This window comes from Phenylobacterium sp. (genome assembly GCF_031412415.1).
Classification (GTDB): domain Bacteria; phylum Pseudomonadota; class Alphaproteobacteria; order Caulobacterales; family Caulobacteraceae; genus Phenylobacterium.
Map to the genome: position 1 here is coordinate 1 of NZ_JANOCX010000081.1, position 16,670 is coordinate 16,670.

The following is a 16,670-nucleotide window of genomic DNA, read 5'->3' on the forward strand; positions in this document are numbered from 1 at the left end:
CCGCCGGAGCGACCGGGGCGAGGCCCGCGGCGTCCTTGATGGCCGCGCGAATCCGCTGATAGGTCCCGCAGCGGCAGATGTTGCCATCCATGGCGCCGTCGATGTCGGCGTCCGTGGGCTTGGGGGTGGCGGCGAGCAGGGCCACCGCCGACATGATCTGGCCCGACTGGCAGTAGCCGCACTGCGGCACGTCGTGCTTGACCCAGGCCGCCTGCACCGGATGGGCGCCGCCCAGGCTCTCGATGGTGGTGATCTTCATGCCCGCGAGGCCTTCGATCGGCATGGCGCAGGCGCGTATCGGCTGACCGTTGGCGAGCACCGTGCAGGCCCCGCACTGGGCGATCCCGCAGCCGTACTTGGTGCCTGTCAGGCCCAGTTCATCCCGCAGCACCCATAGCAGCGGCGTATCGGGCGCGGCCGTGACGGCCAGGGATTTTCCATTCACGTCTAGCGTCATGGCCATGGAGCACCCCTCGCAATGTCGGATAACGACGCAATCTTAACAGTGTTTAGCTGGTGGGGTAAAGTGGGTCCAAGTGGCGGTTCGCGCGCCGACCGGCTAGGTATCGGAGCGTATCGGCGGGAGATGGAAATGACTCGGACTGCAATCCTGTTCGCCACGGCGCTCGTCGCCCTGTCCGGCGCGGGCTCGGCCCTGGCCGCCGACGGGGCCAAGACCTTCCAGCTTCAGTGCAAGACCTGCCATGGCGCCAAGTCCACGGCGATGGGGCCGAGTCTCGCCGGCGTGGCGGGACGCAAGATCGCCGGACTGACGGACTACAAGTATTCGGCGGCTCTGATCGCCAAGGGCGGAACCTGGACCGACGCCAGTCTGGACGCCTACCTCGCCTCGCCGGGCAAGTTCGCGCCCGGCGGCAAGATGTTCGCGGCGGTGACCAATCCGGCCGACCGCGCGGCGGTCACGGCCTATCTGAAGACCCTGAAGTGAGGTCTGTCTTCGCCCTGGCGGGGCTGGTTGCGCTGGGCGGCTGCGCCACCGCCATGCCCGAAGACGCCACCGACGCGCCGATGGCCTATGCCTGCGCGGGCGGAAAGCGGTTCACCGCGGCCTATGACCTGACGGGCGACAAGGCGCGGGTGAGCGCCGGTGGGACCTCCTATACCTTGAGCCACGAGCGTTCGGGCTCCGGCGCGCGCTACGCCAAGGGTCCGGTGGAACTCTCCACCAAGGGCGACCAGGCTCTGCTGACGGGCGCCACGGGCGGGCCCTATCGCGACTGCCGGACAGGCTAGGCTCAGGTGGACGCCTTCCCAGCCTTCATTCCGCTGCACGGCGCCAAGGTGGTGATCGCCGGCGCCGGCGAGGCCGCCGAGGCCAAGGCGCGGCTGTTCGCGGGCTCCCCCGCGACCATCGTGCGGTTGGAGGGTCCGGCGGCCTTCATCGCCGGTTCGTACGCCGGGGCGATCCTGGCCTTCATCGCCACGGAAGACGAGCTCTACGCCCAGGCGGCGTCCCGCGCGGCGCGCGCGGCCGGCGTGCTGGTCAACGTGGTCGACCGCCCGGCCATGTGCGACTTCACAACGCCTTCGGTGATCGACCGAGGCGAGGTGGTGGCCGCGATCGGCACCGGCGGCGCCTCGCCGATGCTGGCGGCCATGCTGCGCAACGACATCGAGCAGCGGGTGCCGGAGGGCGCCGGCCGTGTGGCGGCCCTGTTCCGCCTGCTGCAGGACGAGGTGCGCGCCGCGTTGCCCGAGTTGCCCGCCCGCCGCGCCTTCCTCCGCGAGGCCCTGTCCGGCCCGGCCGCCGACGCCGCCAAGTCCGGCGACATGGAGGCCGCGACCCGGCTGTTGCGGGAAGCCCTGGCCAAGGGACCTTCCGCCCAGGGCAAGGTGCAGTTCGTGGCCGGGCGCGGTCCCGCCGACCTGCTGACCCTGCGCGCCAGCCGGGCGCTCGCCGCCGCCGACGTGCTGGCCGCCGACGCCCAGGCCGACCCGGAGATCCTGGCCCTGGCCCGCCGCGACGCCGAACGGCTCGCCCCAGAGGCCGCGACGCCGGACAAGCTCATCGCCCTGGCCGCCTCGGGCCTGCGCGTCGTCCGCGTCATCTGCGGCCCGCCCGCCGCCGCCGACCTCCAGGTCCTGGCCGCGGCGGGAACCGCCATCGAGGTCCTGTTGGCGGCGCCCGACACGTGATCGGTCCCGAAGATCTCGCCGCCGTCCTGCTTTCGCTGAAGGTTGCGCTCGCCGCCACCTTGTTCGGGATGCCCCTGGCCCTGGCCGCCGCCCTCGCCCAGGCCCGGGGTCGCTTCGCCGCGCGGGTGGTGCTGGACGCCGTCGTCACCCTGCCGCTGGTCCTGCCGCCGGTGGCGACGGGCTATGTCCTGCTGCTGCTGTTCGGCCGGCGCGGCCCCATCGGGGCGGCGCTGGAAAAGGTCGGTATCGTCTTCGCCTTCGACTGGACCGGCGCGGCCCTGGCCGCCGGGATCATGGCCTTTCCGCTGATGGTGCGACCCATGCGCCTGGCCATCGAGGCCATTGACCGTGAGGTCGACGAGGTCGCCCTGACCCTGGGCGCCGGCGCCTTCACCCGGTTCTTCCGGATCACCGTGCCGCTCGCGGCCCCCGGCGTGGCGGCCGGCGCGATCCTGGGCTTCGCCAAGGCGCTGGGCGAATTCGGCGCGACCATCACCTTCGTGGCGGCCATTCCAGGCGAGACCCTGACCCTGCCGGCGGCGATCTACGGCGCCACGCAGTCGCCGGGCGGTGAAGCTCGCGCCGCGGCCCTGTGCCTCGTCGCCGCCGCGATCGCCATCACCGCCGTGCTGGTCTCCGACGCCGTCGGCCGCTGGGCGGGGCGCACCTCACGAGGCTCCGGATAATATTATCCGGGTATTATTGACTCGATATTATATCCGGATAAAAAGACGGCTTTCTTGGAGCTCGTCATGTCCATTCCCGAAGCCAAACGCCCCGCTATCGACCGCGGCCTGACCGCGGCCTTTGGGACGACGGCGCTCGACTCCGTCAGGCCGCTCACCGGCGGGCTGTCCGGCGCGGCGATCTACAAGATCCGGGTGGGCGGCATCGCCTATCTGCTGAGGGTCGAGGGAAGCCGCGACGCCTTCCGCGATCCGGACCGCTGGTACGGCTGCATGCGCACGGCGGCGGCGGCCTATCTGGCGCCTCGGATCCGCTACGCCGACGCCGCCGACGGCGTGGCGATCATGGACTTCATCGAGGAGCAGTCGCTCTCGCTGGACTATCTGGGGACCCGCGACGACCTGATCGTCGAGGCCGCCCAGACGATCCGCGCCCTGCATGACGCGCCGGCCTTCCCGCCGCTGGTCGACTACATGGACGGGATGGACGGGCTCATCGCGGCTTTCCTAGCCGGCGGCCTGATCGCGCCGGCCGCGCTTGAGGAGCTTTGGGCGCGGTACGCGCTCTTGCGAGCCGGCTACCGGACAGCCGACGGCGACCGGGTGTCCAGCCACAACGACCTGAACCCACGCAACATCCTCTATGACGGCGCGCGGCTATGGCTGGTCGATTGGGAGTCGTCGTTCCTGGCCGACCGCTATGTGGACCTGGCGACGCTCGCCAATGTCTTCGCCCATACACCGGAGGAGGAGGCGCTGCTGGCGCGGACCTACTTCGGCGAGACGCCCGACGCCGAGCGTCAGGCGCGGCTGTTCCTGATGCGCCAGATCAATCACGTCTTCTATGGCGTGATCATGCTGAGCGGAGTCGCCGCCGAGCGGCCGGACCTGCGCGAGACGAGCCTTGAGGCGCCCCGCCTCGCCGAGATCCACGAGGCCTTGGGGACGGGCGACTTCGCGCTGGAACCCTGGCGCGGCCGCCTCGCCTACGGCAAGGCGCGCCTGAACGCAGCGCTGGAGGGCCTGCGCTCCGGGCGTTTCACCGAGGCGCTTGCGCTGGTCGCCGCCTAGTCGTCCAGCGATCGCCCGTTGGTCTCCGGCAACAGGAAGAAGCAGGTCAGGACCGACAGCAGGGTGAAGCCGAAGGGGTACCAGAGGCCGGAATAGATATCCCCCGTCGCCGCCACGATGGCGAAGGCGGTGAAGGGCACGAAGCCGCCGATCCAGCCGGTGCCGATGTGATAGGGCAGCGACATCGCCGTGTAGCGGATGCGGGTCGGGAACAGCTCGACCAGCGTCGCGGCGATGGGGCCGAACAGGGCCGTGGCGGCGATCACGAAGACAAACAGCACGGCGAAGACGCCGGGCAGGTTCATGCGGGCGGGATCGGCCTTGGCGGGATATCCGGCGGCCGCGAGGCCGGCCTTGATGGAGGTCTCGACGCCGGTCTTGACGGTCTTGGCCTCATCCTTCGCCAGGCCCGAGGCCGACGCCGAGGCGACCACGGTCTCGCCGATCTTGACCAGCGCCGGCGTTCCGGCGGGCGCGGTCTGGTTGGAATAGGACACCCCCGCGTTGGCCAGCGTGCTCTTGGCGATGTCGCAGGAGGAGGTGAAGGACGCCTTGCCCACCGGGTCGAATTGCAGCGAACAGTCGGCGGGGTCGGCCACCACCACGACGGGCGTGCGGGCCTCGGCCTCGGCGAGCGCCGGATTGGCCGTGCGGGCCAGCATGTGGAAGCCTGGGAAATAAGCCACCAGCATCAGGGTCATGCCGAACAGCATCACCTTCTTGCGGCCGACCTTGTCCGACAGCCAGCCGAAGACGACGTAGAAGATCGCGCTCACCGCCGTGGCGCTCATCATCAGCAGGTTGATGGTGGCGGGCTCGACCTTCAGGAACTTCTCCATGAAGGTCTGGGTGTAGAAGAAGGCCGTGTACCAGACCGCGCCCTGGGCCGACATGATGGCCGCCAGGGCCAGGAGCACGATCTTCAGGTTCTTCCACTGGCCGAAGGATTCCTGGTAGGGCGCGGCCGAACCGCCGCCCTCGGATTTCATCTTGGCGAAGGCCGGGCTCTCGGTGAGCTTCAGGCGCATCCAGATGGAGACGGCCAGAAGGCCGGCGGAAAACAGGAATGGAATGCGCCAGCCCCAGGCGTCGAAGGCCTCCGGCCCATACAGATTGCCCACGACCAGCCGGGTGATGAGGATCACCAGCAGGGCGCCGAACAGGCCGAAGGCCGCAGAGGTCTGCACCCAGCTCGTGGCGCGGCCCCGGGCGTTCGGCGGCGCGTGCTCGGCGACGTAGATCGCCGCGCCGCCGTACTCCCCGCCCAGCGCGAATCCTTGCAGGATGCGCATCAGCACCAACAGGCCCGGCGCCCACAGCCCGGCCTGGGCGTAGGTCGGCAGCAGGCCGATAGCGAAGGTCGCCCCGCCCATCAGCACGACGGTCACGAGGAACGCGCCCTTACGCCCGGTCTTGTCGCCGATGCGGCCGAACACCAGCGCCCCCACGGGGCGGAACAGGAAGCCCGCGCCGAACAGGGCCAGGGCTGCGATATAGCCGGCGGTGTCGCTGAGGCCGGAGAAGAAGGTCTTGGATATGACCTGGATCAGGCTGCCGAAGACGAAGAAATCGTACCACTCGAAGGTGGTCCCGGCGGCCGACGCCGCCACCACCGTGCGCAGCGAGGCAGGCTTCTTTTCCGCCGTATCCGTCGTATCCGCGGCGATCTCCGCCATGCTTCTCTCCCCCGAAACTTGGGGACAGGTCTAACGCGCGGAACTCGGGTGTGGAAGGACTGAGATCGGGACCTAGCGCCGCTTTGCGCGAAAGCCGCCAAGCACGGCCGCCCCGAGTAATCCGCCGGGCAGAAGCATTCCGATGTAGTAGGATGGCGACACGTCCTTCGACACGAGCGCAAAGCTAGCCAACAGCAATGTCAGGGGGGCTGGACCGCAGACTGCTGTGTATGCAAATCGTCCGCCGATGCGCAGCGCCCTTAGGCTCACATCGCCGATCCCGAATCCGATTGCGAAGAGTGCGATCGCCATCGGTCCAGCCTTCAACGCGGTGAACGCGACAAGCGCCACGATCGTGTAGCTGGTCTGCGCAGACGTCATCACTGCCCAGGTTGCGATGATGAGGCTTGAGCAGAGGAAGCCGAGGGTCGCAGCCACGACGGCAAGTGCGAAGCCGCCTCGTCGCCGGGCAGGCCTAGCCCCTTCAATCAGAACCTTCGCAACCGGCGCGTGTCCCGCCGCTCTGCTCCCAAATGTCACTCGGTCGACCTCTTGCAACAGGGCTAGGCCGCCGCCTCGTCCGCGGCCGGCATTGTCCCGCTCAGCCGGGCGATCTCCGCCAGCAAGGCGCTGGGCGAGATGGGCTTGCCAACCACCCCGTCCATGCCGGCCTCCAGATAGGCCTGGCGCTGGTGGGAGAGGACGTTGGCGGTGAGGGCCACGATCGGGGTGGAGGCGACGGGGCCGCCCAGGGCGCGGATGCGGCGGCTGGCTTCCAGTCCGTCAATGCCGGGCATCTGGACATCCATAAGGATCAGGTCGAAGCCGCCCACGGCGGCGGCCTCGACGCCCAGCAGGCCGTCGGCGGCGGTCTGGACCACGGCGCCCAGGTTCTCCAGCAGCTTGGTGACGATCATCCGGTTGGTGGCGTTGTCCTCGACGACCAGGACGCGAAGGCCCTCCAGATAGGGCTCGGCGGCTTCGATCTCGGCGACTGCCGCCTCAGCCACGGGGGCGGCGACCTCCAGCCAGAAGATCGAGCCCACGCCCTGGGTCGACGCGAAGCCCACGCCGCCGCCCAGAATCTCAGCCAGTCGCTGGGTGATGGTCAGGCCGAGGCCGGAGCCGCCGAACTGTCGCGTGGTGGAGGCGTCGCCCTGGTCGAAGCGCTGGAAAATCCTCGGCTGGACAGCCTCCGGAATGCCGATGCCGGTGTCGGCCACTTCCAGCCTGAGCACGGGTTCGGAAGGGCCGGCCTTAAGGCTGGCGCGCACGGTGACCTGGCCCTTGAGGGTGAACTTCACCGCATTGCCGATCAGGTTGAACAACGCCTGGCGCAGCCGGACCGGGTCGGTGCGAACCCAGCCCAGGTCGTCGGCGATCTCCACGTTCAGCGCCAGACCCTTGGCCTGAGCCTGCGGACGCAGCAGGCGTGCGACGCCTTCGATCAGGGCGCGCGGGTCGACCGGCTCGCAGGCCAGCTCCAGGCGGCCCGCCTCGATCTTCGAGAAGTCGATCACGTCGTTCAGAAGTTCGGCCAGCATCTGTCCGCAGGACAGCGCCTCTTCCAGCATCTTGCGGCCGTCGCTGGACAACGCCTCGGACTTCAGCAGGTGCAGCACGCCCATGACGCCGTTCATCGGCGTACAGATCTCATGGCTCATATTGGCCAGGAAGGCGGCCTTGGCCTCGCTCGCCGCCTGGGCCGCGCGCTGGGCTTCGATCAGGTCCAGCTCCTGGCGCTTGCGCGCATCGAAGTCCTGCACCAGGCCGACGCCTTTCAGCCACTTGCCTTTGCGGTCGGTCTTCAGATGGTGGAACACGCGGATCCAGCGTTCCTGGCCGTCGTCGGTGACCGCCCGGGCCTCGAAGGCCTCGCCGGCCACGCGCTTGCCGTCTCGGATCTCGCCGAAGGCGCTGCGAACCTGGTCGAGGTCGTCGCTATGGAAACGGGGATAGTTGAGGGCGACCGCCTCGTCGTAGGTGGCGCCTTGCGACCCGACGAGTTTCTTGAACTCTGGGCTGGCCCAGAACGTCTTGTGGACGTGGTCGATCTCATACACGCCGGCCTCGGCGGCATCGAGGGCCAGCTTCAGGCGCCGGGCGGCGGCCTGGGCTTCCTGCCGTGCCTGGGCCTGGACGGAGATGTCGTCGACATAGCAGATGACGCCCTGCACCTGGCCATCGGTGTCGCGCCAGGGGCGGGCGTCCCAGCGGACCCAATGACGGGTCCCCTGGCTGTCGGTGAAGCGGTCTTCCTTGCAAGAGACGACCTCGCCGGCCAGGGCGCGATCCTGCGCGCGGGTCAGTCGTTTCGGCGCGGTGGGGAACACCGTCTTCATGGAGAGGCCGATGTGCTCCCGATCGGCCAGCTTGAAGGCCTCTCGCCAGCTTCCCGACACGACCATGTAGCGTAGGTCCTTGTCGAACATGGCCACGGAGAAGGGCGCGCTTTCGATGAGTTGGCGGATCTGCTGCTCGCTGCGCAGCGCCGCGTCTCGGGCCTGGACCAGCTCGGTGATGTCCTGGGAGACGCCTTTGAGAGCGTAGGCGCCGCTGGGTCGAGGCTCGGCGTGGAAGGTCACGCGCCAGGAGGTCCAGCGCCCGTCCTTGGCGCGCATCCGGTGCTCGAAGCCCTGCGACTTACCGTTCACGATGCCCGAGATGAAGGCCGCCTGAACCGCGGCCAGGTCGTCAGGGTGAAGGATCGCCTCGAAGCTGTGGCTGTCGGAGATGTCTCCGGCCTGGTAGCCGGTGATGTTGAGGATGTCCTGGGACCATTCCACCCGGTCGCCGTCCGACTCATAGGTCCAGGTCCCGATGCCGGCGGTGGTCGACAGCATGATCCTGGTCTGCTCGGCCTCGGCCAGCGCCGCCTCGCGCTCGCGCTCGGCTGTCGCGTCGCGCACCACGCCGATGATCCGTCCGTCTTCGGTCAGCTGGGCGCGGCCGTCGAACCAGCGGAAGCTGCCGTCCTTCATCAACACGCGAGAGGCGTTGTCGCTGAAGCCAAAGGCGGCCAGGCGGGCCAGGTGCGCCTCGACCTCGCCGATGTCGCCGCTGTGGATGATCTCGCGGGCGGGTCGGCCCAGGATTTCGGCCTCGGTCCAGCCGGTCTCGCGCTCGAAGGCTGGATTGACCAGCTCGAAGCACTTGTCCTGGCCGATGACGAACATGACTTCGCGGCTGTTCTCGAACAGCCACTGGATCATCGCCCCGTTTTCCCTTGGCGTGCTTTGCGCTCGCGCTTTGGGCATGCCCCGTCCCCTGAGTTCGGGCGGAGCCTAGCCACAGCCGGTAAACGTAACGTTTGAGCGGCGCGCGATAATCGGCAAAGTTGCGCCTAGAAGGCGTTCTCGCCGGTGATGGCGCGACCCAGGATCAGGGCGTGAACGTCGTGAGCGCCCTCGTAGGTGTTGACGGTCTCCAAGTTCGCGGCGTGGCGCATCACGTGGTAGTCGCCGGAGATCCCGTTGCCGCCGTGGATGTCGCGAGCCTCGCGGGCGATGGCCAGGGCCTTGCCGCAGTTGTTGCGCTTCATCAGGCTGATGGCTTCCGGCACCCAGGCGCCCTGGTCGAGCAGGCGACCCAGAGCCAGGGCGCCTTCGAAGCCCAGCGCGATCTCGGTCTGCATGTCGGCCAGCTTCTTCTGAACGAGCTGGCGGGCGGCCAGCGGCTTGCCGAACACCTTGCGGGTCTGGGTGTATTCGCGGCTGGCGTGCAGGCAGAACTCCGCGGCGCCCATGGCGCCCCAACTTATCCCGTAGCGGGCCTTGTTGAGGCACGAGAACGGACCGCGCAGGCCGCTGACGCCGGGCATCATCATGTTCTCCGGCACGAAGACGTCGCTGAGCGAGATCTCGCCGGTGACCGAGGCGCGCAAGGACAGTTTGTTGAGGATCTTCGGCGTCTCCAAGCCCTTGGACCCGCGGTCGACCAGGAAGCCCCGGATGGTCCCGTCCAGCTTGGCCCAGACCAGGCAGACGTCGGCGATCGGCGAATTGGTGATCCACATCTTGGAGCCCGAGAGCACGTAGCCGCCATCGGTCTTCTTCGCCACCGTGCGCATGGAGGCCGGGTCGGACCCGCCGTCGGCCTCGGTCAGGCCGAAGCAGCCGACGATCTCGCCGCGCGCCATGGCCGGCAGATACTTCATCTTCTGCTCTTCCGAGCCGAAGGCGTAGATCGGGTACATGACCAGCGAGGACTGCACGCTCATGGCCGAGCGGTAGCCGCTGTCCACCGCCTCGATCTCACGTGCGATCAGGCCGTAGGCCACATGGCTGACCCCAGCCCCGCCGTACTTCTCCGGCAGGGTCGCGCCCAGGAAGCCCAGCGCGCCCATCTCGGTCATGATCTCACGGTCGAACCGCTCGTCGGCATAGGCCGAGACCACCCGGGGCAGCAGTTTTTCACGGGCGTAGGATCGCGCCGCGTCCCAGACCATGCGCTCCTCCTCGGTGAGGCGGGCGGCCAGGTCCAGGGGGTCTTCCCAGTTGAAGGTCTTCTGGGTCTCGGCGGCGTCCAGGGCCATGGCGCGTCTCCTTGGAGGGATACTTCGAGCGCCTTATGACGCCATTTTACGTGCCCGTGTAGACGCCTTTGCGCTTCTCCCGGAACGAGGCGATGGACTCCTTGGCGTCATTGGGCGAACGGCGGGAGAAGCCGAGGCCGACGGACTCGTACTTCAGCGCCTGTTCCAGGTCGGCGTCCTGACTGTTCTGCAGCACGCGCTTGGAGGAGCGGATGGCCAGCGGCGGCCACTGGGCCATCTGTTCGCCATAGGCCACGGCGGCCTCGACGAGATCGCCGTCGACCAGCCGGTTGAGCAGCCCGAGCTCCCGGGCTTCGGCCGCCTCGACCATCCGGCTGGTGAAGATCAGGTCGGCCGCCGCGGCGTAGCCGACGATGCGCGGCAGGAACCAGGAAAGGCCGGAATCCGGCGACAGGTTGCGTTCGGCGAAGGTGGTCTTGAACCGCGCGCCCGGGCCGCCGATGCGCACGTCGCAGGCGAGCGCCGCGCTCATGCCGGCGCCGGCGCAGACCCCGTTGATCGCCCCGATCAGCGGCTTGTCGAAATCGTGGAACAGTCGCGCCCAGCGGCCGACCCAGCCCATCTCGTCGAGGCGTCCGGCCTGTGAGACGTCGGTCTCGGGCACGCCGCCGGTGAGGTCGGCGCCGGAACAGAAGCCGCGCCCGGCTCCCGTCATGACCAGGGCCCGCACGCCGTCGTCCTCGCGAGCCTCCGCGAAGGCCGCGTGCACGTCGCGCCGCAGCTCGGCGGAGATGGCGTTCAGCTTTTCGGGGCGGTTGAGGGTCAGCACGCCGACCTGGCCGCGCGTCTCGTAGGTGATGGTCTCGTAGGCCATGTGCGCCCCTCCCGCTGATTTTCCGGAAGTCTGGGCCAGTTGGGCGCGGACGCCTAGAGCTCCGCCCACATGCGCAGGAGGTTGTGATAGCCGCCGGTGAGCGAGATCACCGCCGGATCGTCCTGGCCCAACCGCGCGCCGGCGTTCTGGATGGCCATGTCCATGTCGAACAGCAGGGTCCGCTTGGCGTCGTCGCGCACCAGGCTCTGGATCCACAGGATGGCGGAGGTCCGCTGGCCGCGGATGATCGGCTCCACCCGGTGCAGACTGCTCGACGGATAGAGGATCAAGTCGCCCGCCGCGAGCTTCACCTGGTGGACCCCGAAGGTGTCGTCGACCGTCAGTTCGCCCCCCTCATAGTCGTCTGGCGCGGAAAGAAAGAGCGTCGCCGACAGGTCGGCGCGCAGGCGCTGGCCGGTCCTATTGATGCGGATGGCGTTGTCGACGTGGCTGTCGAACTTCTTCCCCGGACCATAGCGGTTGAACATCGGCGGGAAGACGGAGGCGGGCAGGGCGCCGGCGACGAACAGCGGATGGCGGCCCACCGCCGCTGCGATCAGGGCGCCGGCCTCCAGGGCGGGCGCCGAGCCTTCGGCCAGTTGCAGGTTGTCCTTGGCCAGAGCCGACTGGAACCCGGAGGTCTCGTTGCCGTCCACCCAGGGCCCGGCCTCGATCAACGCCCGCACCCTGTCGAGTTCGCCCTGCGAGAGGACCTCGGGGATGTGCAGCATCATGGCGCGGGACCTCGAATTAAGCGCGCCCCGCCCGTGGGGACGGGCGGGGCGCGGCCGGACCGGTTCTATGGGGGAGGATCAGAACCGGTAGTTCGCCGTCAAGGTCGCGTTTCGCCGATCGCCCGGCGTTGCCCAGCCATTGTTGCGGCCGCGGTTGTAGTAGAGCTCGTCGAACAGGTTGTTGACGTTGAGCCGCAGCTCCAGGGCCTGGGTCGGCCGCCAGGACACCGTGGCGCGGTGCAGCCAGTAGGACTCGGCCTCCACCAGCGGAATGGTGGTGCGCGCCGGCGGGACCGAGCCCGTGATCTGTGCGTGCTGGGTCAGGTAGTATTCGCCCTGATAGGTCAGGCCGTAGCCGATCTGGATGTCGTTCGGCAGGTCATAGGTGGTGAACAGGCTGAAGGCGTGGTCGGGTACGCTGGTCAGCGGGTCGCCCTTGGTGAAGTCGAGGCCCAGGGCGGCGTTGAACCGCGAGGCGCCCTGCAGGACTTCGGAGTCGAGATAGGTGTAGTTGGCGAACACCGACCAGGCGTCGGTGATGCGTCCCGAGGCGCCCAGCGTGAGGCCATCGACCCTCGCACTGCCGTCAAGCACCTGGTCGGGCACGGTGGGATCGCCGGAGGGGACCTTGTAGTTGGTCCGCTCGTTGCGGAAGATCGCCGCGGTCAGGGACAGGCGGCCGGCCACGTCCCACTTGCCGCCGATCTCGATGTTCTCGGCCTCTTCCGGATCGACGTTGCAGGTCGCCAGCGAGCAGGCGCCGGCGCCGTTGACGGTCGCCTGTGACGGGGTCTGGGAGTTGCCATAGGCGATATAGAGGCTGGCGTTCGGCGCCGGCTTGTAGACCAGGCCGAAGCGGTAGGAGAACTGGTCGGCCTCGTTCTTGAACAGCGGGCCCTGGCCGCTGCGTACGCCGCCCGGCGCGCCGGGCGAGGCCGGGCCGGGCGCCATGCCGCCCGAGGGGTTCGGGAGGAAGCCGGCCGAGGTGTAGTAGGAGGAGATGTTCTCGCCCTTGTTGTGCTCGTAGCGCAGGCCGAAGTTGAAGGCCCACGTCTCGCCGAACTCGATGTTGTCGAAGAGGTAGACCGCCTGGTTCTCGCGCTCGCCGTCCTGGGCGCCGGCCGGGAAGGACAGCGGCGTGCCCGAAGGCGCCGCGCCGCCGCCCCGGATGAAGTTGATCGGCCCCGTATAGGTCGTGTTCGGGTTGGCGATGTTCATCGGCGGCAGGGCGACCGCCGTGCCGTTGGGATTGCGCTGCACATTGCCGTTGGCGAGCTCGAAGGTCTCCGATGTGATCGCCACGCCGGCCACCAGGGTGTGGCGCAGGCCGCCGGTCTCGAAGTTCAGGGTGAGATCGGTCTGGTTGATGAACAGGGTGTTTTCGCTGTCGCGATAGGTGCCGCGCGGACCACTGGGCTGGTAGAAGCCCGGCGCCGGATCGCTGGCCAGGCAGGCGGTGAACCCGGTGATGTTGGTCGCGGTGGTCGACTGGCTCCAGGCGACGGGCTTCTGGCCGTTGGCCAGGCAGTAGGTCCCCTGCGGCGGGTCGACGACGATGAGCTGGCTCACCTTCTGGTACCGGGTCAGGTTGCGGATCGACACGCTCTCGCTGAAGCGGTGCTCCAGGATGCCGGTCAGGATGTCGACTGTCTGCTCCTGGGTGTCGAGATTGCCGTAGCCGTAGTAGTTCGCGGGATCGACGCCGGGCAGAGCGCGGCCGTTATAGAACGGCACGCCGTACTGGGGCGTGTTCTCGTCCTCCTGGTGGAAGTACATGGCGGTGAATGTCGTGGGGCCGTCCAGTCCGACGATGATCGACGGCGCGAAGCCCCAGCGTTCGAAGGTCTCCACGTCCCGACCCGGCGCGTCGTTCTTGTGGGCCATGACGTTCAGCCGCACGGCGATGCTGTCGCTCACCACGAAATTGGCGTCGGCGGTTCCGCGTAGATAGCCATTCGTGCCCAGGCCGCCGGAGACGGTGGTGGAGTCGCGGCCGGTGGGGCGCTTGGAGACCATATTGATCGTGCCGCCCACCGAACCCGAGCCGGAATAGACACCGTTGGCGCCATTGGTGACTTCGAGTTGCTCGATGTTGAAGGGGTCCGAGCGGCTGTACTGGGCGCTGTCGCGGACGCCGTCGATGGTGATGTCGTTGTTGGCCGAATAGCCGCGCAGGTTGATGGAGTCGCCGAAGCCGCCGCCGCCTTCGCCGGCGCCGAAGGTGATCCCGGGCACGGTCGAGAGGATGTCGCGCAGGGACAGCAGGTTCTGGGCCTGGATGACGCCCTGCGGCACCACCGTCACGGTCTGCGGGTTGTTGAGGGGCTGGGCGGTGTACTTGGGCGAATCCAGCTGCTTTCTCACCGCGGTGACGTCGACGCCGGACACCGTGTTGGCTTGGTCGTCGGCCGCCGTCGCCATGGCCGCGTCGTCAGCCGCCCAGGCCGCCTGGCCCAGTGAAAGTCCCGCCACGCCGGCTACCGCCGCCATCGAGAACGCGCGCTTGGCCTTCGCCGAAACGCCCTTGGATACCACCTTCATCACTCGCCCCGGAACTCGACGCCTGCTGCGCCCTTGCAATTGAGAGGCGTTCTTAAAAGTGCGCGGGAGTCTTGGCAATGAGAATTATTCGCAACTAGTTGCGACGCGCAACCGGGCGCGGTTCTCGGCCGTTATCGTGCGTAAGCGCACGCCTCGCCGGAGGATAGACCATGCATGCCGTCAACCCGTTGGTCGCCGCCCGGCCGTTCCTGTGGCTTGCCGCAATCGGTTTCGCCGTCGGCTTTGTCGGCTACCTGCTGCTCGGCGGGGGCGCCCATGCCCTCGACCAGCGCCAGCTCACGCCGATCGCCGAGGCGCCGGCTTTCGCTCAGGATTCGCCGCGAGCCGCCTAGCCGGCCTTGGCGACGAACCAGCCGTTCCGAAAGCCCTCGGTCGCCTTTCCGTACCTGAAGGCCTGACCCTCGGGCGTGGTCATCACGCCGCCGGCCGCCTCCAGAACGGCGTGTCCGGCCGCCACGTCCCACTCCATCGTCGGCCCCTGGCGGGGATAGATGTCGGCCGCGCCCTCGGCGATCCGGCAGAACTTGATCGAGGAATCCATCGGCTCGCGCAGGTCGAAGCCGTATTCCTGGGCGAGCTTGTCCGCCGTCTCCGGCTTCATGGTGTGGCTGATCAGGGCCACGGCCGCGCCTTGCGGCCAAGGCCGTACCCGGACGGGGTGGGCCGCGCCGCCAGCCCGACGCTTCAGCGCCTCGCCGCCGGAGGTGAACCAGGTCTCGTCGGTAGCGGGCGCGCAGACCGCGCCGGCGACCGGCCGGCCATTCTCGATCAGGCCGATATTGACCGTGAAGTTGGGGTCGCCGCGCACGAAGGCCTTGGTGCCGTCCACGGGGTCGACCAGGAAGAAGCGCGGCCCGATGGCGTCAGGCGTGCCGAACTCGCTGGCGTCCTCCTCCGAGATCACCGGAATGTCGGGATAGAGCGCGGTCAGCCGCGCGACGATCAGGGCCTCGCCCTGGCGGTCGGCCTCGGTGACGGGGCTCTCGTCGGCCTTGGAGAAGACGGTCAGGCCCGATTTCCACAGCGGCAGGATGAGGGCGGCGGCCTCTTCGCAGATGTCGGCCAGGGCCGCGCCGATGTCGTTGCTCATCGGGCCTCGCGCGGATCGTCGCCGATGAAGATTAGGGTCACGACGGAGGCGTCGATCACCTGCTTGCCCATGTTCTCGAAGTTCACTGTCACCTTGCGCCCCGCCACCGACTGCACCTGACCCAGTCCCCAGTCGTCCAGGGTGGGGTGCCTTACCAGCACGCCGGGCTCCAGGAAGGGATCGGGACCGCTCATGGCCGCGTTCTGTAGAGCGCCCGCCCGGTTTGCCAAAGGGCCAAATCAGACCAAGTTCAGCTTCTCATGACCGACCTTGACGCCCCCGCCCCCACCGAACCCAAGGCCCCGCCGAACACCGCCGAGGTGGCGGCCTATCTGGCCGCGCGCATGTGTCACGACTTCATCAGTCCGGCCAGCGCCATCGTCTCGGGCCTGGACCTGCTGGAAGATCCCAGCGCCCAGGACATGAAGGAAGAGGCCATGGGCCTCATTCAGGGCTCGGCCCGCAAGCTGGCTGACCTGCTCTCCTTCACCCGCGTGGCGTTCGGCGCCTCGGCCTCGGCCGAGACCTTCGACGCGCGGGAACTCCACAAGCTGTCGGCCGCGCTCTTCACCCACATGCGCGCCGAACTGGACTGGCAGGTCGAGCCTCCAGCCGTGAGCAAGGCCGCCGCGCGCACTCTGCTGAACCTGGCCCAGATGGCCGGCGCGGCCCTGCCCACCGGCGGCGTGGCCCGCATTCGCGCCGTGGCCAAAGGCGCGGGCATGGCGATCGCCGTCGAGGCCACGGGTCCCAAGGCGCGTCTCCGGCCCGAGGTGCTACGAGGCCTCAGCGGCGAGGGACCCGGCGAGGGACTGCATGGCTACTGGGTCCAGGCCTACTACGTTCACCTGTTCGTCGGCGACGCCGGCGGCCGGATCATGGCCGATGTCACCGAGGAGAAGGTGACCTTCGTCGCGACGATCCCGGGTTGACCTTGCGGGGCCGATGCGCGGCGCCCAACTAGACCCCAGGCTTCACGCAAAGGGCGTCCCTCCATGTTCGATCATCTCTCCGTCGGCGTCCGGAATCTCGCCGCCGCGCGGACCTTCTACGACGCCTTCTTCGCCCCGCTCGGCTGCGCCAACGCCTGGGCCGCCGACAACGAGCTGGCCTATGGGCCGGGCGGCTCGACGCGAGACTTCTGGCTCTATCCGGTGGAGGGCGAGCGCGTCGCCGGCCTCGGAACCCACATCGCCTTCACGGCCGACTCACGCCTGGCCGTGGACCAGGCCTACGCCGCCGCGCTGGCGGCCGGCGCGACTTCGGTCCGCGCCGCCGGATCGCACCCGGACATCGCGCCGGACTACTACGGCTGCGTCCTGTTC

Annotated in this window: 18 protein-coding genes; 8 read left to right on the forward strand and 10 right to left on the reverse strand. The window is 68.5% G+C overall.

From position 1 onward, the window contains the following. A partial coding sequence (locus RMO04_RS04225; RefSeq protein ID WP_309643547.1) for a 2Fe-2S iron-sulfur cluster-binding protein occupies nt 1–463 on the reverse strand: 463 nt, incomplete at its 3' end. 129 nt (nt 464–592) lie between these two features. Here RMO04_RS04225 and RMO04_RS04230 point away from each other — a divergent pair. The 5 genes from RMO04_RS04230 to RMO04_RS04250 all read left to right on the forward strand — a co-directional run bounded on the left by RMO04_RS04230 (nt 593) and on the right by RMO04_RS04250 (nt 3,914). Continuing rightward, the gene (locus tag RMO04_RS04230) at nt 593–949 is read left to right on the forward strand and encodes a c-type cytochrome (RefSeq protein ID WP_309643548.1); all 357 of its coding nucleotides are present in this window, start codon (nt 593–595) and stop codon (nt 947–949) included. Next, on the forward strand, nt 946–1,254 hold the full coding sequence (locus tag RMO04_RS04235; RefSeq protein WP_309643549.1) for an MliC family protein: 309 nt from the start codon (nt 946–948) through the stop codon (nt 1,252–1,254). The genes RMO04_RS04230 and RMO04_RS04235 overlap by 4 nt, the downstream gene beginning before the upstream one ends. 6 nt (nt 1,255–1,260) lie before the next feature. Further along, nucleotides 1,261–2,157 (forward strand): NAD(P)-dependent oxidoreductase, encoded by an 897-nt coding sequence (locus RMO04_RS04240; RefSeq protein ID WP_309643550.1) that lies wholly within the window; start codon nt 1,261–1,263, stop codon nt 2,155–2,157. Next, nucleotides 2,154–2,843 (forward strand): molybdate ABC transporter permease subunit, encoded by a 690-nt coding sequence (modB, locus tag RMO04_RS04245; protein WP_309643551.1) that lies wholly within the window; start codon nt 2,154–2,156, stop codon nt 2,841–2,843. Before RMO04_RS04240 ends, modB begins: the two co-directional genes overlap by 4 nt. A 66-nt stretch (nt 2,844–2,909) precedes the next feature. Further along, nucleotides 2,910–3,914 carry a phosphotransferase gene (locus RMO04_RS04250; protein ID WP_309643552.1) on the forward strand — a complete coding sequence of 335 codons (1,005 nt, stop codon included), beginning with the start codon at nt 2,910–2,912 and terminating at the stop codon, nt 3,912–3,914. Here RMO04_RS04250 and RMO04_RS04255 read toward each other — a convergent pair. From RMO04_RS04255 to RMO04_RS04285, 7 genes are all read right to left on the reverse strand, one after another. Then, the gene (locus RMO04_RS04255) at nt 3,911–5,590 is read right to left on the reverse strand and encodes an MFS transporter (RefSeq protein ID WP_309643553.1); all 1,680 of its coding nucleotides are present in this window, start codon (nt 5,588–5,590) and stop codon (nt 3,911–3,913) included. The genes RMO04_RS04250 and RMO04_RS04255 overlap by 4 nt on opposite strands. A 72-nt stretch (nt 5,591–5,662) precedes the next feature. After that, a complete protein-coding gene (locus RMO04_RS04260) occupies nt 5,663–6,028 on the reverse strand; it encodes a hypothetical protein (protein ID WP_309643554.1) in 366 nt (121 codons plus the stop codon). Nucleotides 6,029–6,153: 125 nt separating this feature from the next. Then, a complete protein-coding gene (locus RMO04_RS04265) occupies nt 6,154–8,802 on the reverse strand; it encodes a PAS domain S-box protein (protein ID WP_309643555.1) in 2,649 nt (882 codons plus the stop codon). 131 nt (nt 8,803–8,933) lie between these two features. Continuing rightward, nucleotides 8,934–10,124, reverse strand: coding sequence for an acyl-CoA dehydrogenase (locus tag RMO04_RS04270; RefSeq protein WP_309643556.1), 1,191 nt, complete (start codon nt 10,122–10,124; stop codon nt 8,934–8,936). A gap of 46 nt (nt 10,125–10,170) precedes the next feature. Beyond that, entirely contained in the window at nt 10,171–10,959 is a 789-nt protein-coding gene (locus RMO04_RS04275) for an enoyl-CoA hydratase-related protein (RefSeq protein WP_309643557.1), read from the reverse strand. 53 nt (nt 10,960–11,012) lie between these two features. Further along, a complete protein-coding gene (locus RMO04_RS04280) occupies nt 11,013–11,693 on the reverse strand; it encodes a Fe2+-dependent dioxygenase (RefSeq protein ID WP_309643558.1) in 681 nt (226 codons plus the stop codon). 78 nt (nt 11,694–11,771) lie between these two features. Continuing rightward, nucleotides 11,772–14,234, reverse strand: a complete 2,463-nt coding sequence (locus tag RMO04_RS04285; protein ID WP_309643559.1) for a TonB-dependent receptor domain-containing protein — start codon at nt 14,232–14,234, stop codon at nt 11,772–11,774. A gap of 170 nt (nt 14,235–14,404) precedes the next feature. Here RMO04_RS04285 and RMO04_RS04290 point away from each other — a divergent pair, with 170 nt between their 5' ends. After that, on the forward strand, nt 14,405–14,587 hold the full coding sequence (locus RMO04_RS04290) for a hypothetical protein (RefSeq protein WP_309643560.1): 183 nt from the start codon (nt 14,405–14,407) through the stop codon (nt 14,585–14,587). Here the strand turns inward: RMO04_RS04290 and cysQ are convergent. After that, nucleotides 14,584–15,345, reverse strand: coding sequence for a 3'(2'),5'-bisphosphate nucleotidase CysQ (gene cysQ / locus RMO04_RS04295; protein WP_309643561.1), 762 nt, complete (start codon nt 15,343–15,345; stop codon nt 14,584–14,586). The genes RMO04_RS04290 and cysQ overlap by 4 nt on opposite strands. Further along, a complete protein-coding gene (locus RMO04_RS04300) occupies nt 15,342–15,539 on the reverse strand; it encodes a DUF3553 domain-containing protein (RefSeq protein WP_309643562.1) in 198 nt (65 codons plus the stop codon). The genes cysQ and RMO04_RS04300 overlap by 4 nt, the downstream gene beginning before the upstream one ends. A gap of 66 nt (nt 15,540–15,605) precedes the next feature. Here RMO04_RS04300 and chpT point away from each other — a divergent pair, with 66 nt between their 5' ends. Both chpT and RMO04_RS04310 read left to right on the forward strand, forming a co-directional pair. Continuing rightward, nucleotides 15,606–16,277 (forward strand): histidine phosphotransferase ChpT, encoded by a 672-nt coding sequence (gene chpT, locus RMO04_RS04305; protein WP_309643563.1) that lies wholly within the window; start codon nt 15,606–15,608, stop codon nt 16,275–16,277. Nucleotides 16,278–16,340: 63 nt separating this feature from the next. Beyond that, nucleotides 16,341–16,670, forward strand: a 330-nt coding sequence (locus RMO04_RS04310; protein WP_309643564.1) for a VOC family protein, incomplete at its 3' end; no start/stop codon positions are given.

Coding starts and splice junctions, on each gene's coding strand:
- RMO04_RS04265 (WP_309643555.1), bottom strand. CDS start 8,802: ATGATCCAGTGGCTGTTCGAGAACAGCCGCGAAGTCATGTTCGTCATC.
- RMO04_RS04250 (WP_309643552.1), top strand. CDS start 2,910: ATGTCCATTCCCGAAGCCAAACGCCCCGCTATCGACCGCGGCCTGACC.
- RMO04_RS04290 (WP_309643560.1), top strand. CDS start 14,405: ATGCATGCCGTCAACCCGTTGGTCGCCGCCCGGCCGTTCCTGTGGCTT.
- RMO04_RS04300 (WP_309643562.1), bottom strand. CDS start 15,539: ATGAGCGGTCCCGATCCCTTCCTGGAGCCCGGCGTGCTGGTAAGGCAC.
- RMO04_RS04285 (WP_309643559.1), bottom strand. CDS start 14,234: ATGAAGGTGGTATCCAAGGGCGTTTCGGCGAAGGCCAAGCGCGCGTTC.
- RMO04_RS04275 (WP_309643557.1), bottom strand. CDS start 10,959: ATGGCCTACGAGACCATCACCTACGAGACGCGCGGCCAGGTCGGCGTG.
- RMO04_RS04255 (WP_309643553.1), bottom strand. CDS start 5,590: ATGGCGGAGATCGCCGCGGATACGACGGATACGGCGGAAAAGAAGCCT.
- RMO04_RS04270 (WP_309643556.1), bottom strand. CDS start 10,124: ATGGCCCTGGACGCCGCCGAGACCCAGAAGACCTTCAACTGGGAAGAC.
- chpT (WP_309643563.1), top strand. CDS start 15,606: ATGACCGACCTTGACGCCCCCGCCCCCACCGAACCCAAGGCCCCGCCG.
- RMO04_RS04230 (WP_309643548.1), top strand. CDS start 593: ATGACTCGGACTGCAATCCTGTTCGCCACGGCGCTCGTCGCCCTGTCC.
- cysQ (WP_309643561.1), bottom strand. CDS start 15,345: ATGAGCAACGACATCGGCGCGGCCCTGGCCGACATCTGCGAAGAGGCC.
- RMO04_RS04280 (WP_309643558.1), bottom strand. CDS start 11,693: ATGATGCTGCACATCCCCGAGGTCCTCTCGCAGGGCGAACTCGACAGG.